Origin of the sequence: Niallia alba (assembly GCF_012933555.1) — a bacterium.
GTDB classification, from domain to species: Bacteria; Bacillota; Bacilli; order Bacillales; family Cytobacillaceae; genus Niallia; species Niallia alba.
Genome location: NZ_JABBPK010000001.1, coordinates 3,193,450 through 3,207,939, shown reverse-complemented (window position 1 = coordinate 3,207,939; position 14,490 = coordinate 3,193,450). Strand labels below are relative to the sequence as shown.

The following is a 14,490-nucleotide window of genomic DNA, read 5'->3' as shown; positions in this document are numbered from 1 at the left end:
CAAACCTCATGAAACATCCTTTTTGAAAACGAATAAAAAAGCCCAAACGACTATACGAGCCCTTCATTAGCATGTTCTTATAATCGTTTGGGTCTATGTTTGACTGGAATAGTTTTTTTATCTTTTAAGATGATCGCTCTCATCCAGAGAAGTCATAAGCTCGTCCCTTTTTTCAGAAAAAAATGAAAACGGGAAAAAAATTGCATAATAACGAAGAGATAGGTATAGTATAGATATGAAATAAATTGCACGGATGATAGGAAGTGTGCTAATGATCGATCGAACAATACAGTCAACCTCTTATACCCTTTTTGATGAATTGAAGGAAGGGATTATCCTTGTGGATAATCATGGAGTCATCTGCTATTTCAACCAAAGTGCTGAAAGAATGGTGCAAAAGCAATATCATCTTCAAATAGATCAGCATATTTTATCCATTATTCCTAACAGTGGAATGATGAGAGTTTTACATACAAAAAGAAAAGAAGAACAGAAAATGTTTGCAATTTCTGACACAGATTATCTTTTGATTTCTCGTTATCCACTTAAAGATAAAGAAAATCAAATAATTGGTGCTGTTGCAGTATTGCAAGAAGCTAGTCAAAAAAGAGAATGGTTAGATGATGACAATATTCAAATGTTGTTAATGCTAATTTTGCAAAAAAGTGCAGAGGCTTATGTAATAGTCGATGAGCAAGGTCTTGTTATTATGCAAAATCCATCATACGATGGTTTGATTTCTGTAGTTGACCAAGAACAACATGAATCAGTAATAAAGAATAGAGAAGAAGTTTTTCAAACAAGACGGGATGCGGAGATAACACTTAATACAGACACCTTGTGTCTTTCGATAAAAAGTACACCTATAATAGTCGATGGCAAATTAAAAGGCTGTCTGCAAATTATTAAAAATAAAACAGAAACTGTCTATTTAAAAAAAGAGCTTCAACAAACAAAAGCAATTATCCGAGGGTTGGAACATAACTATCAATTTGACGATTTTATATATCAATCACCGTTTATGAAGTTTGCCATCGAGCAGGCAAAGCTAGCAGCTGCAACTAAACGTGTCATATTTATTAGAGGTGAGGAAGGTACTGGCAAGTTTATGCTTGCCAATGCTATTCACAATTGGAGTGAAAATAAGTTTAAACTTTTTAAACGTATCCACCCAAAAAGAAATCAAGCACAACTGAATAAGTTTCTAAGCACTAATTGTACAAAATATAAAGGAACAATTTACTTAGAAAATGTCACTTATTTATCGATCGATGAACAAACATTGCTTTTAGAAAAACTAAGGGAATTTGGAAAGGGCGAGAAGCAGGCGTCTTTTCGCCTGATCATTTCATCTCCTATCAAGTTAGAAAAAGCCTTAATCGCTGGGGTATTTTTAGAAGAGCTGTATGATGAGTTAATGAAAACGAATATTTATTTACCACCTTTAAGCGAGCGTAAAGAAGATATTTATCCATTATCTAAGTATTTTCTCATGGAGCTAAATCAAGAAAGTGACAGATGGATACAAGAAATCGATTTAGAAGCGCAAAAAGCATTAGAATCTTATTCTTATACGAGCAATGCACTAGAATTAAAAGCAATTTTACAGCTTGCAGTCGTAAGGGTTCAGGAAGAAGAGACAGTGCTAAAATTGGAGCATCTTTTTCATTCAGGAGAAAAAAAGGAACAACCAATCGAACTGGAAGATACCACAGATGATGTGGATCAACCACTATCTGAGTTAGTTGAAAAATACGAGAAAGTAATTATAGAAAAAACGTTAAGAAAGTTAGAGGGAAACAAAACATTAACGGCTAAAACATTAGGGCTTTCTGTCCGAAATTTATATTATAAATTAGATAAGTATCACTTAAATTAATTTTTCTAGGGGTTTTTAAGATGAGTAGATATCGTATATTGGTAATAAACCCAAGGTCATTAGTAACAGAAATCGCTCTATATGAAAACCAGGTTCCAATTATTATAGAAGATTTGCATCATGATTCCGAAAAAATACGAGAATTCTCATCAATTGTTTCTCAATATAAGTTCCGAACAAATGAAATTCTCTTATATCTAGTGGATAAAGGAATTAATCTTTCCAAGCTAGCTGCTGTGTGTGGTAGAGGGGGGTTACTTAAACCAATCGATGGAGGTACCTATATAATCAATGCTGCTATGCGTAATGATTTACTTGGACAAACAAGAGGTGAACATCCATCAAACTTGGGAGCTCTTATTGCTTATGAAATTGCAGAGCATTTAGAAATTCCTTCCTATATAGTTGATCCAGTCGTCGTCGATGAAATGGACAACATTGCTAAAATTTCTGGCTATCCAAAAATTACAAGAAAAAGTGTTTTTCATGCACTTAATCATAAAGCAACTGGCAGACGCGCAGCGATGGAGCTTGGCAAAAAGTATGAGAAAGTGAAGCTAATCATCGCTCATCTTGGGGACGGGATTACGATTGGTGCACATTCAAATGGAAAAGTAATTGATGTGAATAATGGATTAAATGGAGAAGGACCATTTAGTATGGAACGCTCTGGGACACTGCCTCATGGTGATTTAGTAGATTTATGCTACTCTGGAGAATTTACGTATAAAGAGATGAAGCAACAATTGTTGTATCATTCAGGGGTAATGGCTTATCTTGACAAACCACGTTCCCTTCAAATAGAAGAAGAGCTTCAAAATCCAGACAATCCTAACTATCTAATTTTTGAAGCATTGGCCTATCAGGTTGCTAAGGAAATTGGTAGTGCCAGTGCAGTGTTATTTGGGAAAGTAGATGCAATTATTTTAACAGGTGAACTTGCGTTTAGTAACCTTTTTGTAAAATTAATTATGGAACGTGTTAGTTGGATTGCAGATATAATGGTATATCCAGGTGAAAATGAGCGACAATCATTGGCAGAAGGAGTTTTACGAGTATTACGTAAGGAAGAAATACCAAAAGAGTATGGAGATAGAGAGGAGTGTGAAGATAATGGCAAAGGAATATGATCTTGTCATTCTAGGCGGAGGAACTGGTGGTTATGTAGCAGCGATTCGCGCTTCCCAATTAGGTTTAAAAACAGCAGTTGTTGAAAAAGGAAAATTAGGTGGTACATGTTTACATAATGGTTGCATTCCGAGCAAAGCACTATTAAGAAGTGCAGAAGTTTATGCAACAGCAAAAAAAAGTGAAGAATTTGGGATTATTACATCAGATATACGATTGGACTTTAATCGAGTGCAAGAAAGAAAATCAAGCATCATAAGCCAGCTTCATAGCGGTGTGCAATATTTAATGAAAAAAGGGAAAATTGATGTTTATGAAGGAAATGGAAGAATAATGGGACCATCTATTTTTTCTCCAATGCCAGGAACGATCTCCGTTGAAATGAATAATGGAGAAGAAAACGAAATGTTGATCCCGAAAAATGTAATCATCGCAACAGGCTCTAGACCGAAAACCTTACCAGGATTAGAGATTGATGGTTCGACTGTCATTAGTTCTGAGGAAGCATTACAAATGGAAGAACTTCCTAAATCCATTATTATCGTTGGTGGGGGAGTAATAGGGGTTGAATGGGCTTCTATGCTTGCTGATTTTGATGTGAAAGTAACTATTTTAGAATATAGCGATCGATTGGTGCCAACAGAAGATAAGGAAATAAGTAAAGAATTACAACGAATCCTAAAGAAAAAAGGGATCAAGATTGTTACAGGTGCGAAGGTATTAGCAGACACCGTCCAGAAAAATTCATCTAGTGTAACTATTCAAGCAGAAAAAAATGGTGATATACAGACGTTTGAAGGTGATAAACTGCTTGTATCTGTAGGACGCATCGGAAATGTGGAAGGAATTGGTCTTGAAAATACTGAAATTGCAGTTGCTAATAATGTAATTGAAACAAATAAATACTATCAAACAAAAGAATCGCATATTTACGCAATTGGAGATTGTATTGGAGGATTGCAACTAGCACATGTTGCCTCACATGAAGGGATTATTGCCGTAGAACATATTGCAGGCGAAAATCCACAGCCGCTCGATTATAAAACAGTTTCCAAATGCATCTATACAAGTCCAGAGATTTCTAGTGTTGGTTATACAGAAGAGGAAGCTATTGCGCTTGGATTTACGATTAAAAAAGGAAAGTTTTCTTTCAAAGCCATTGGCAAAGCACTTATTTACGGGGAGCAAGATGGCTTTGTAAAAATAATTACAGATCAAGAGACAGATGATCTATTAGGTGTTCACATTATTGGAGCACATGCAACAGACCTTATTGCAGAAGCAGCTCTTGCAAAAGTACTAGATGCAACTGCGTGGGAAATTAGTAATACAATTCATCCTCATCCAAGTTTAACGGAAGCAATTGGGGAAGCAGCCCTTGCAGTTGAGGGCAAAGCCATTCATAGCTAGTAAAAAAGTTGAAAAATGTTCATTTTAATATAGGGGGAACAAAGATGAATCAATTAGGAGGTAATAATATGACAATGGTTCATAATCGCCATTTAGAAGCTGGTTTAACAGATGATCAAGTATTAGAAATGTATGAGCAAATGCTCCTTGCAAGAAGAATTGATGAAAGAATGTGGTTATTAAATCGAGCAGGAAAAATTCCGTTTGTTATATCATGTCAGGGACAAGAAGCGGCACAAGTGGGCGCAGCCTTTGCATTTGATCGGCAAAAAGATTATATGCTTCCCTATTATCGGGATCTGGGAGTTGTGTTAACTTTTGGCATGACAACAAAGGAAATTATGCTGTCAGGCTTTGCGAAAGCGGAAGACCCTAACTCAGGGGGAAGACAAATGCCAGGACATTTCGGTCAAAAGAAAAATCGTATTGTTACAGGTTCTTCTCCGGTAACTACCCAAGTACCTCACGCTGTTGGTGTTGCATTAGCAGGGAAAATAGAAAAGAAAGATATTGTTACATTTGTTAGCTTTGGGGAAGGCTCATCTAACCAAGGAGATTTTCATGAAGGAGCAAACTTCGCTGGTGTTCACAAGCTACCTGTTATTTTTCTATGCGAAAATAATAAATATGCTATTTCCGTTCCAATCGAAAAGCAATTAGGTTGTGCGAATGTCTCCGACCGAGCAATCGGCTACGGTATGCCAGGATATACAGTTGACGGAAATGATCCAATTGAGGTATATCGTGTTACGAAAGAAGCAGTAGATAGAGCGAGAAGAGGAGAAGGACCAACATTAATTGAAACAATTTCTTATCGTTTAACTCCTCATTCTTCTGATGACGATGATAGCAGCTATCGTGCAAGAGAAGAAGTGAAAGAGGCAAAAGCAAAGGATCCGTTACTAACATTTAGAGCTTATTTAGTTTCTACTGGTATATTGACAGAAGAAATAGATCAGCAATTAAATAAGAAAATTGCGGAAGAAATAAATGAAGCAACAGATTATGCAGAAAAAGCGCCATATGCACAACCAGAAGATACTTTGAAATATGTATACGGCAATTAAGGGGGAAATGAAAAGATGCCAGTAATATCCTATATAGACGCAGTGACTCAAGCCATTCGGGAAGAAATGGAGAAAGATGATAAAGTATTTATCCTTGGAGAAGATGTTGGGGTAAAAGGTGGAGTTTTCAAAGCAACAACAGGCCTTTACGAACAATTTGGGGCAGAAAGAGTAATTGATGCCCCACTCGCAGAATCTGCAATTGCAGGCGTGGGAATTGGAGCAGCGATGTATGGTTTAAAACCGATTGCAGAAATGCAGTTTGCTGATTTTATTATGCCAGCTGTAAATCAAATCGTTTCCGAAGCAGCAAAAATTAGATATCGATCAAATAATGATTGGACGTGTCCGATTGTTATCCGTGCACCTTACGGAGGCGGTATTCACGGTGCACTTTACCATTCTCAATCGGTAGAAGCAATGTTCGCTAATACGCCAGGATTAAAAATTGTTATGCCCTCAACACCATATGATGTAAAAGGATTGTTAAAGGCAGCTATCCAAGATCCTGATCCGGTTTTATTCTTTGAGCATAAACGTGCTTATCGATTAATTAAAGGGTTTGTTCCAGAAGAGGATTATGTATTGCCAATAGGCAAAGCAGATGTCAAGCGAGAAGGCGAAGATATTACAGTTATAACGTACGGATTATGTGTCCATTTTGCCTTGCAAGCTGCTGAAAAATTAGCGGAAGATGGTATTTCTGCACATATTTTAGATTTGCGAACGGTTTATCCACTTGATAAAGAAGCAATTATGGAAGCTGCTTCCAAAACAGGTAAGGTTCTTTTAATAACAGAAGATAATAAAGAGGGCAGTGTAATCAGTGAAGTTGCAGCAATTATTGCAGAAAATTGTTTGTTTGATTTAGATGCACCAATTATGCGATTAGCAGGGGAAGATGTTCCTGCAATGCCATATGCGCCAACAATGGAAAAATTCTTCTTAGTTACGCCAGAAAAAGTAGAAACAGAAATGCGAAAGCTTGCAGAATTCTAAATCGCATAAGAAGGAGTGAAAAGCGATGCCAATTGAAAAAATAACAATGCCTAAATTAGGTGAAAGTGTAACAGAAGGAACCATAAGCAACTGGATTGTTTCGGTTGGAGATGTTGTAAACAAATATGACCCACTTGCGGAAGTAATGACCGATAAAGTAAATGCCGAAATTCCTTCTTCTTTTTCAGGTAAGGTCAAAGAATTAATAGCAAAAGAGGGACAGACGCTCGAAGTTGGCGAAGTAATTTGCACCATTGAAGTAGAAGGGGACAATTCTCAGGAAGAACAACCTGCCAACGAAGAGACGGAAGAAAAAGCAGCTGCGCCTATAAATACAGATACAAGTCAAAAAGCAAGGTACTCACCAGCAGTATTGCGTCTATCTCAAGAAGCTGGGATTGATTTGACGCTGTTAACTGGAACTGGCGCAGGAGGAAGAATTACGAGAAAAGATGTACAAAAGGCTATACAAGAAGGGGTTCCACAAGGAAAAGTGGATGAGAAAGTGCCAGCAAATGGATCAAATGTACCTGCTGATCCTATACCTAAAAAAGAAACATCTGTACATAATGTGCAAACACAAGCAGGAGATAAAGAGTTCCCGATAACAGGACTAAGAAAAGCGATTGCTAGCAATATGGTTAAGAGTAAGCATGAGATTCCCCATGCTTGGACAATGATCGAAGTGGATGTAACAAAACTTGTACAATACAGAAATAAAGTGAAAGATTCCTTTAAGAAGGAAGAAGGCTATAACTTAACATTCTTTGCCTTTTTTGTGAAGGCAGTTGCACGTGCATTAAAAGAATTCCCGCAAATTAATTCAACGTGGGCAGGAGACAAAATTATTCAGAAAAAGGAAATTAATATCTCCATCGCAGTAGCAACAGAGGGGGCACTATTTGTACCAGTTATCAAAAATGCAGATGAAAAATCGATTAAAGGGATTGCAAGAGAGATTACAGAACTTGCAAATAAAGCAAGAACAGGAAAGCTTACTGTTGATGAAATGCAGGGGGGCACATTCACAGTGAATAACACTGGATCGTTTGGTTCCATTCAGTCAATGGGAATTATCAATCATCCCCAAGCGGCTATCCTTCAAGTGGAGTCAATTGTAAAAAGACCTGTTATAAAGGATAATATGATTGCTATTTCAGATATGGTAAATCTCTGCATGTCATTAGATCACCGTGTATTAGACGGATTAGTTTGCGGAAGATTTTTACAAAGGGTAAAGGAAATTCTTGAAAATACTTCAGAGGAAACAACACCAATCTATTAATGCAAACAGATTAATTGAAAATGCATACTTTTTTTATAATAATGTAGTAAGAATATATTTCATAAAAGGAGCGAAATAATGAATATTGATTTTAATTTATTCATGAATGATGTTGTCCGTCAAGCACGCCAAGAAATAGTAGAGGCTGGATATGCTGAACTAACAACAAAAGAAGCAGTAGATGAAGCATTATCAAAAAAAGGTACCACTCTAGTAATGGTGAATTCTGTATGTGGATGTGCAGGTGGAATTGCAAGACCAGCTGCTAGTTACTCCTTACATTATAAAAAAAGACCTGATCAATTAGTAACCGTATTTGCAGGCCAGGATAAAGAGGCAACAGAACAAGCTCGTTCCTATTTTACAGGTTTTCCTCCTTCTTCTCCTTCTTTTGCATTAATGAAAGATGGCGAACTAGTGAAAATGGTCGAGCGCCATGAAATTGAAGGCCACGATCCAATGCAAGTTGTGGAAAAACTACAAAACGCATTTGAAGAATATTGCGAAGAAGTAAAATAAACACTGTATATTGTGTAAAGAAGGCTCAGGATTCTGAGCCTTCAGTTTGTCGACAAAAAGATTTTTAGAAACTTACATTGAATTTTCATGCGTTGCTTGGAGTGGAAGGGGTGAGACTCCTGTGGGATTAGCGAGACAGCTTAGACCCTGCAGGCCAAAGGCAGACCGCGGCTAAGCGCGAGCCCCACGGAAAGCGAACCCCTGGAGCGGAAAGCAACATCCCTCTTCAAAGAGACTAATAAATATACTATAGACAAACCTCTATATCTAAAATTCAGGGGTTTGTCTACAGTCTGAAGGCTCAGGATTCTGAGTCTTTTTTCATGTTATCTACGAAGTGAATTCATTTCACGGCTTCTTTTGTTATTCATATCTTCCTTAAAAGTTTTTGCTTGTAAATTCAAATAAAATTAAAAATGATGTATCGGTTTAATTGATAGAAAATTAAGTTTTTTCAGAATAGTATTTTATTTAATGGATTTGTATAAATCATATTGCATAATTATAAGTATGTGTTAAAATTCATATTGTTGCATGAATATAAATGAAAAGATCATTTAATAATTTGCAACAAACAAGCAATATTAATAAAGAATGAAAGCTTAAGTAAGTATAGGGGGATAATAATAATATGAAAAAATTACTAGCATTAATGCTGTTGTCTATAGTATTTATTTTAGGCGCATGTGGTACTTCTACTGATGAAAATAGTTCAAATAGTGATAGTGGATCTTCTGATAAAAAAGTACTTGTAATGGGAACTTCTGCAGATTATGCTCCATTTGAATATATCGATACCGCAAAAAGTGATGATATTATCGGTTTTGATATTGATTTAGCTAATGCATTAGGCGAAAAGCTTGGTTACAAAATCCAAGTAAAAGATATGGATTTTAGCGGATTAATTTCTGCATTACAATCTGGAAAAGTAGATTTAGTTTTATCCGGTATGTCTCCAACACCGGAAAGAGCAGAAAATGTTGATTTCAGCGATATATATTTTACTGCAAAAGACTTAGTTGTTACAACAAAAGATAGTAATATTAAAAGTGTTCAGGATCTTGAAGGGAAAAAGGTTGGGGTACAACTAGGGTCTATTCAAGAAGATGCAGCAAAAGAAATTGCTAAAACGGTAAAAGTTACTGTAGAAAACCGTGACCGTATTCCACAATTAATTCAAGAAATTAAAGCAGGTCGATTTGATGCAGCAATTATTGAAGATGTAGTTGCGACTGGTTATTTAAATAAAGAAGATACGCTAACATCTTTCCCAGCAATAGAAGCAAATGAAGACGCTGGTTCTGCTATTGCTTTTCCAAAGAATAGTGACTTAACAGAAAAATTCAATGCTGAATTAAAGAAAATGAAAGATAACGGAGAGATTGACGAGTTAGTTGTAAAATGGTTTGGTAAATAAGATAGGTTTAAGTGGGGGACAGTTTAGGGCAAACATTGCCCTAAACGTTTTCTTGTTTTTAAGCTATATCAATAGGTAAAAACACACCCCGTGTTTAATGAAAGGATTGAGATATTAATGGGCTTAGATTTCCAACAATTTATTCCGTCCCTGCCATATTTATTAAAGGGAATCACAGTGACATTGCAAATTGTCGTAGTGGCTGGAATTATTGGTTTTGTTTTAGGGATAGTACTTTCGATTTTTAAACTTAGTAAGATTCCAGTATTAAGCTGGATTGCTGCTATTTATACATCCGTATTCAGAGGGACACCTCTTGTATTGCAATTAATGATCATCTATTTTGGTGTTCCGCAATTAACAGGAATACAAATAGAACCAGCTGTTGCAGCAATTCTTTCTTTTGGCTTGAATTCAGCTGCTTATATTTCGGAAATTATTCGTGCTGGAATTTTAGCGGTAGATCGTGGGCAGAAAGAAGCAGCTATGGCACTAGGTGTTTCATCTAGACAAGCAATGTTCGATTTAATTTTGCCACAGGCTTTAAAGAATATTTTTCCAGCATTAATTAATGAAGCTGTTTCCTTAACAAAAGAGTCGGCGGTTGTCACGGTTATTGGTGTTACCGATATTATGCGTAGAGCCTATATAATGGGTGGAGAAAAATATGCATATTTGGAGCCGATGATTCTTGCAGGTCTTATTTATTACGTTCTAGTAATGATACTGACAACATTGGCTAAAGCTGTTGAAAGGAGAATGAGAAGAAGTGATTAATGTTGAAAATTTGCATAAATCTTATGGCTCTCTTCAAGTTTTAAAAGGGATAAATACACAGGTAGAAAAAGGCGAAGTAGTGACGATTATCGGTCCTTCTGGTTCGGGAAAATCTACTTTTCTGCGTTGTATTAACTTACTTGAAGTACCAACAAAAGGAAAAGTAATCATTGATGGCACAGATATTACAGAAAAAAACACAAATATAAAAAAAATAAGAGAAAACGTTGGAATGGTTTTTCAACATTTTCATCTCTTCCCACACAAAACGGTTTTACAAAACGTGACTTATGCACCGATTAAGGTGAAAGGAATAAGTAAGAGCGAAGCGGAAAAGATGGGGAAAGAGCTTCTTGCTAGAGTTGGTCTTGCCGATAAAGCAAATGTATATCCTAGCCGTCTATCAGGCGGGCAAAAGCAAAGGGTCGCAATTGCTCGTGCTCTTGCAATGAATCCAGAAGTGATTTTATTTGATGAACCAACGTCAGCATTGGATCCTGAAATGGTAAAAGAGGTACTGGAGGTAATGAAATCTCTGGCGCACACTGGAATAACGATGCTTATTGTGACACATGAAATGGGCTTTGCAAGAGAAGCTGCCAATAGAGTATTATTCCTAGATGGTGGAGTAGTGGTTGAGGATGCCCCGCCAGCTGAGTTTTTTACCAATCCTAAAACAGACCGTGCAAAAGAGTTTTTAGAGAAAATGCTTTAATAATGGATAGAAGAAGATTTCTTTGTCTTTTAGATGAAGAAATCTTTTTTTTTGTTTCCACTGACTTCAGAAGTAGTAGAGAATAGGAGAGGGATTAAAAAACACTTTTTCCGAAGAGCAGTATTCTTTTCGCATAAAGAAGCAACAATCACACAAACTAAGAAAAAAAGAGAGTGTGATTGGATGTTAAAACTAGCTTTGTCTATTCTCTTAACAATTTCCCCTGTATGGCCATTAGGGATAAATCCATTGCCAGGTGATCCTTTTCTCATTATTAATAAAAAAACGAATCAATTATCTTTAATAGATGAAAATCGCGTACAAACGACAATAAGTGTTTCGACCGGAAAAAAAGAAGACCTAACACCAGAAGGTTTATTTACAATAACAGTCAAAGCGGCTAATCCCTATTACCGAAAAAAGAATATAGTGGGGGGACATGAGGAAAATCCGTTAGGAACACGATGGATTGGTTTTGATGCAAATAATACAGATGGAAGAATATATGGAGTTCATGGAACCAATAATCCAGGCAGTATCGGGAAATACGTGTCACAAGGCTGTGTTCGCATGCAAAATGAGGCAGTAGAATCAATTTATGATTTCATTCCATTAGGAACGAAAGTGCTGATTACAAACTCAGAGAAAAGCTTTCAGGAGTTAGCTGAGGAGTATGGAGCTATCGAATAAAAGGTTGGGACAAAAGTATTCCAACTAAATATAAACTCGAACAATTATATGGAGATTGCTAATCAAATTTTCGTATCATTGTTGGGTTTTTTATTCATTTTAAATAGGGTTTGTGGTAGTCACCCGCAGACTGAATACACTTCGCTTTCCATGGGGCGAGCGCCGAGCCGCTTCGCCTTCGCTGCAGGGTCTCGGACTTTCTCGCAGCTCCCATAGGAGTCTACGTGTATTCAGTCTGCTCCGTTTTTCCTACTAATTATATTTTCTTAAAAAAAGGATAGAACTAAACAACCTTTTAAAACGGAGTGAAATGAAGCGAGGACACTCAACTCCTGCGGGAAGTAGAGCAAAACCTAAGAGACCCCACAGGCTTTAGCCGAGGAGCTTAGGTTGCTCATCGGCGCATAGAGTGTCTGTAGCGTAATGGAAAGGAGTTGGTTTCGCTACTAAATTAGAGATTGTTCGTCTTTACGCATTATATATTTTGTTTTGTTCCAGCCTATTTCTTATGGAAAATAATCTTCCATTAAAATAACATCCCAATTCCAATTAACAGAGTAGATGCAAGCATAATAAAGATCATTAAATATACAACAATCTTTTGTAATCTATTTTTCTTTTTCTTCATAGTATCCTCCAATGTCTTAACCATTCTTACTGTCTATTTTACTAAGAATAGCAGAATGGTACAACTATAAACATATGGAATATTCGCTGAGCGAGCTTTTCTTTATTAGCAGGTAGAAAAATGAATTTCACGCCTATGATTTTTATTTGATGTTCTATTTTTATAGGCGTATACTAATAATGTCACTAATTTTTGGAGGAACAAAAAATGATTAATCAAGAGCGTTTATTAAATCAATTTTTAGAACTAGTACAAATTGATTCGGAAACAAAGTTTGAAAAAGAAATCAGTATTGTATTAAAAAAGAAATTTGAAGAATTAGGCTTAGAAGTAATAGAGGATGATACAACAGCTATTACTGGTCATGGCGCAGGTAATTTAATCTGTACGCTTGCGGCAACGAAGGAAAACGTTGATCCTATTTACTTCACATCTCATATGGATACAGTAGTTCCTGGGGTTGGAGTAAAACCGTCAATTAAAGATGGATACATAGTAACAGATGGTACGACAATACTTGGTGCAGATGATAAAACTGGTTTATCTGTTATGCTTGAAATACTTACTGTAATCAAAGAAAATAATATTCCTCATGGAACCATTCAGTTTATTATAACAGTAGGGGAAGAATCAGGCTTATTAGGCGCAAAGGCGCTTGATCCTAAGCTAATTCAAGCAAAATACGGTTATGCATTAGATAGTGATGGTAAAGTAGGAAATATCGTTGTAGCAGCACCAACACAAGCAAAAGTCAAAGCAACGATTCTAGGAAAAACGGCACATGCAGGCGTGGCACCTGAAAAAGGAGTTTCTGCTATTACAATTGCCTCTAAAGCAATAGCAAAAATGCCTTTAGGTCGTATAGACAAAGAAACAACAGCTAATATTGGCAGTTTCGCTGGAGGGAAACAAACAAATATCGTTTGTGACCATGTAGATATTCTTGCAGAAGCACGCTCTTTGGTAGAAGATAAAATGCTTGCACAAGTAGCTAAGATGAAAGAAGCATTTGAATCTACAGCAACCGAGATGGGCGGACAAGCAGTTGTCGAAGTAGACGTAATGTATCCAGGCTTTAAATTTGGTGAAGGTGACCATGTGGTGGAAGTAGCTAGAAAAGCAGCTGCAAAAATCGGCAGAAGCTGTGAATTACAACAAAGCGGTGGCGGAAGTGATGCCAACGTTATCTGCGGTTTTGGTATCCCAACTGTCAACTTAGCAGTAGGTTATGAAGATATTCATACAACAAATGAAAAAATGCCAATAGAAGAATTAAATAAATTGGCTGAAATGGTACTTGCAATTATTGAAGAAGTAACAGGTAAATAATCATATTTTCGACTCGGAGTGTTTCCTTTTTAGGGAAGCACCCTTTTTGTGTATATATCAAACAAATGTTTCTATTTTTGCTTGCATTTATCTAGAAAACAGAGGAAAATATTTTATAGGAAAATACTACTGTAAAATATAATTTTGGGGGAATATAAATGGAAGAAAAGAAGGTTGTTATATTTAAAGTGGCAAACGGAGAATATTCCGTAGATGTTTCTTATGTCATATCAATAGAGAAAGAAGAACAGATTACTCCTGTTCCTCAATTACCATCCTTTGTGAGAGGAATAAGAAAAGTAAGAGAGGAGCTTATTCCTGTCATTGATTTACAAATGGTTTTATACAATCAAAAAACAGAAGAAAATGAAAATAATAAATTAATTGTTGCGCGAACAGAAGATATTTCATTTGCTATGATTGTTAGCGATGCAAAAGAGATTCTCGATATAAAAGAAGAAGTAATTAAAGAGGTTGGCATTTCTGCATATCAGAAAACAGAATATATTACAGGAGTTCTTAATTTAGAAAATCGTTTGGTTTTAATGCTAGACCCAAATGTCTTATTAGAAACACTTGAAGGAGTAAAAGAAATTAAAGACTATATGAAAAATCAGCCTGCATAAGCAACAAGTAGGAAATATGGA

At 36.3% G+C, this 14,490-nt stretch carries 14 protein-coding genes; 13 read left to right on the top strand and 1 reads right to left on the bottom strand.

The window, feature by feature from the left end; translation table 11 throughout:
- Window positions 1-271 precede the first annotated feature (271 nt).
- From HHU08_RS15455 to HHU08_RS15405, 11 genes are all read left to right on the top strand, one after another.
- Window positions 272-1,879 (top strand): sigma-54-dependent Fis family transcriptional regulator, encoded by a 1,608-nt coding sequence (locus HHU08_RS15455; RefSeq protein WP_016203253.1) that lies wholly within the window; start codon window positions 272-274, stop codon window positions 1,877-1,879.
- Window positions 1,880-1,899: 20 nt separating this feature from the next.
- Window positions 1,900-3,009 carry a butyrate kinase gene (gene buk, locus HHU08_RS15450; protein ID WP_101730902.1) on the top strand — a complete coding sequence of 370 codons (1,110 nt, stop codon included), beginning with the start codon at window positions 1,900-1,902 and terminating at the stop codon, window positions 3,007-3,009.
- Window positions 2,993-4,417 (top strand): dihydrolipoyl dehydrogenase, encoded by a 1,425-nt coding sequence (lpdA, locus tag HHU08_RS15445; RefSeq protein WP_016203251.1) that lies wholly within the window; start codon window positions 2,993-2,995, stop codon window positions 4,415-4,417. Before buk ends, lpdA begins: the two co-directional genes overlap by 17 nt.
- 74 nt (window positions 4,418-4,491) lie before the next feature.
- Window positions 4,492-5,484, top strand: coding sequence for a thiamine pyrophosphate-dependent dehydrogenase E1 component subunit alpha (locus tag HHU08_RS15440; RefSeq protein ID WP_101731377.1), 993 nt, complete (start codon window positions 4,492-4,494; stop codon window positions 5,482-5,484).
- 15 nt (window positions 5,485-5,499) lie between these two features.
- Entirely contained in the window at window positions 5,500-6,483 is a 984-nt protein-coding gene (locus HHU08_RS15435; RefSeq protein WP_101730903.1) for an alpha-ketoacid dehydrogenase subunit beta, read from the top strand.
- A 25-nt stretch (window positions 6,484-6,508) separates the two neighbouring features.
- The gene (locus tag HHU08_RS15430) at window positions 6,509-7,768 is read left to right on the top strand and encodes a dihydrolipoamide acetyltransferase family protein (protein WP_101730904.1); all 1,260 of its coding nucleotides are present in this window, start codon (window positions 6,509-6,511) and stop codon (window positions 7,766-7,768) included.
- Window positions 7,769-7,846: 78 nt separating this feature from the next.
- Complete coding sequence (locus HHU08_RS15425) at window positions 7,847-8,287, top strand: BrxA/BrxB family bacilliredoxin (RefSeq protein ID WP_016203247.1); 441 nt, start codon at window positions 7,847-7,849, stop codon at window positions 8,285-8,287.
- A gap of 631 nt (window positions 8,288-8,918) precedes the next feature.
- Window positions 8,919-9,704 carry a transporter substrate-binding domain-containing protein gene (locus HHU08_RS15420; protein ID WP_169188812.1) on the top strand — a complete coding sequence of 262 codons (786 nt, stop codon included), beginning with the start codon at window positions 8,919-8,921 and terminating at the stop codon, window positions 9,702-9,704.
- Between the two features lie 117 nt (window positions 9,705-9,821).
- Entirely contained in the window at window positions 9,822-10,481 is a 660-nt protein-coding gene (locus HHU08_RS15415; RefSeq protein ID WP_169189700.1) for an amino acid ABC transporter permease, read from the top strand.
- Entirely contained in the window at window positions 10,474-11,196 is a 723-nt protein-coding gene (locus HHU08_RS15410) for an amino acid ABC transporter ATP-binding protein (protein WP_169188811.1), read from the top strand. Before HHU08_RS15415 ends, HHU08_RS15410 begins: the two co-directional genes overlap by 8 nt.
- A gap of 183 nt (window positions 11,197-11,379) precedes the next feature.
- Window positions 11,380-11,886, top strand: a complete 507-nt coding sequence (locus HHU08_RS15405; RefSeq protein WP_016203243.1) for a L,D-transpeptidase — start codon at window positions 11,380-11,382, stop codon at window positions 11,884-11,886.
- 526 nt (window positions 11,887-12,412) lie between these two features.
- Here the strand turns inward: HHU08_RS15405 and prli42 are convergent.
- Window positions 12,413-12,514, bottom strand: coding sequence for a stressosome-associated protein Prli42 (gene prli42, locus HHU08_RS15400; RefSeq protein ID WP_156827795.1), 102 nt, complete (start codon window positions 12,512-12,514; stop codon window positions 12,413-12,415).
- Between the two features lie 207 nt (window positions 12,515-12,721).
- Between prli42 and HHU08_RS15395 the strand changes: the two genes are divergently transcribed.
- Window positions 12,722-13,843, top strand: coding sequence for a tripeptidase T (locus HHU08_RS15395; RefSeq protein ID WP_169188810.1), 1,122 nt, complete (start codon window positions 12,722-12,724; stop codon window positions 13,841-13,843).
- Between the two features lie 158 nt (window positions 13,844-14,001).
- On the top strand, window positions 14,002-14,469 hold the full coding sequence (locus tag HHU08_RS15390; protein WP_016203240.1) for a chemotaxis protein CheW: 468 nt from the start codon (window positions 14,002-14,004) through the stop codon (window positions 14,467-14,469).
- Window positions 14,470-14,490 lie beyond the last annotated feature (21 nt).

Bases quoted from the DNA above. Each gene is read 5' to 3' on its own strand.
- HHU08_RS15455 (WP_016203253.1), top strand. From the start codon at position 272: ATGATCGATCGAACAATACAGTCAACCTCTTATACCCTTTTTGATGAA.
- buk (WP_101730902.1), top strand. From the start codon at position 1,900: ATGAGTAGATATCGTATATTGGTAATAAACCCAAGGTCATTAGTAACA.
- lpdA (WP_016203251.1), top strand. From the start codon at position 2,993: ATGGCAAAGGAATATGATCTTGTCATTCTAGGCGGAGGAACTGGTGGT.
- HHU08_RS15440 (WP_101731377.1), top strand. From the start codon at position 4,492: ATGGTTCATAATCGCCATTTAGAAGCTGGTTTAACAGATGATCAAGTA.
- HHU08_RS15435 (WP_101730903.1), top strand. From the start codon at position 5,500: ATGCCAGTAATATCCTATATAGACGCAGTGACTCAAGCCATTCGGGAA.
- HHU08_RS15430 (WP_101730904.1), top strand. From the start codon at position 6,509: ATGCCAATTGAAAAAATAACAATGCCTAAATTAGGTGAAAGTGTAACA.
- HHU08_RS15425 (WP_016203247.1), top strand. From the start codon at position 7,847: ATGAATATTGATTTTAATTTATTCATGAATGATGTTGTCCGTCAAGCA.
- HHU08_RS15420 (WP_169188812.1), top strand. From the start codon at position 8,919: ATGAAAAAATTACTAGCATTAATGCTGTTGTCTATAGTATTTATTTTA.
- HHU08_RS15415 (WP_169189700.1), top strand. From the start codon at position 9,822: ATGGGCTTAGATTTCCAACAATTTATTCCGTCCCTGCCATATTTATTA.
- HHU08_RS15405 (WP_016203243.1), top strand. From the start codon at position 11,380: ATGTTAAAACTAGCTTTGTCTATTCTCTTAACAATTTCCCCTGTATGG.
- prli42 (WP_156827795.1), bottom strand. From the start codon at position 12,514: ATGAAGAAAAAGAAAAATAGATTACAAAAGATTGTTGTATATTTAATG.
- HHU08_RS15395 (WP_169188810.1), top strand. From the start codon at position 12,722: ATGATTAATCAAGAGCGTTTATTAAATCAATTTTTAGAACTAGTACAA.
- HHU08_RS15390 (WP_016203240.1), top strand. From the start codon at position 14,002: ATGGAAGAAAAGAAGGTTGTTATATTTAAAGTGGCAAACGGAGAATAT.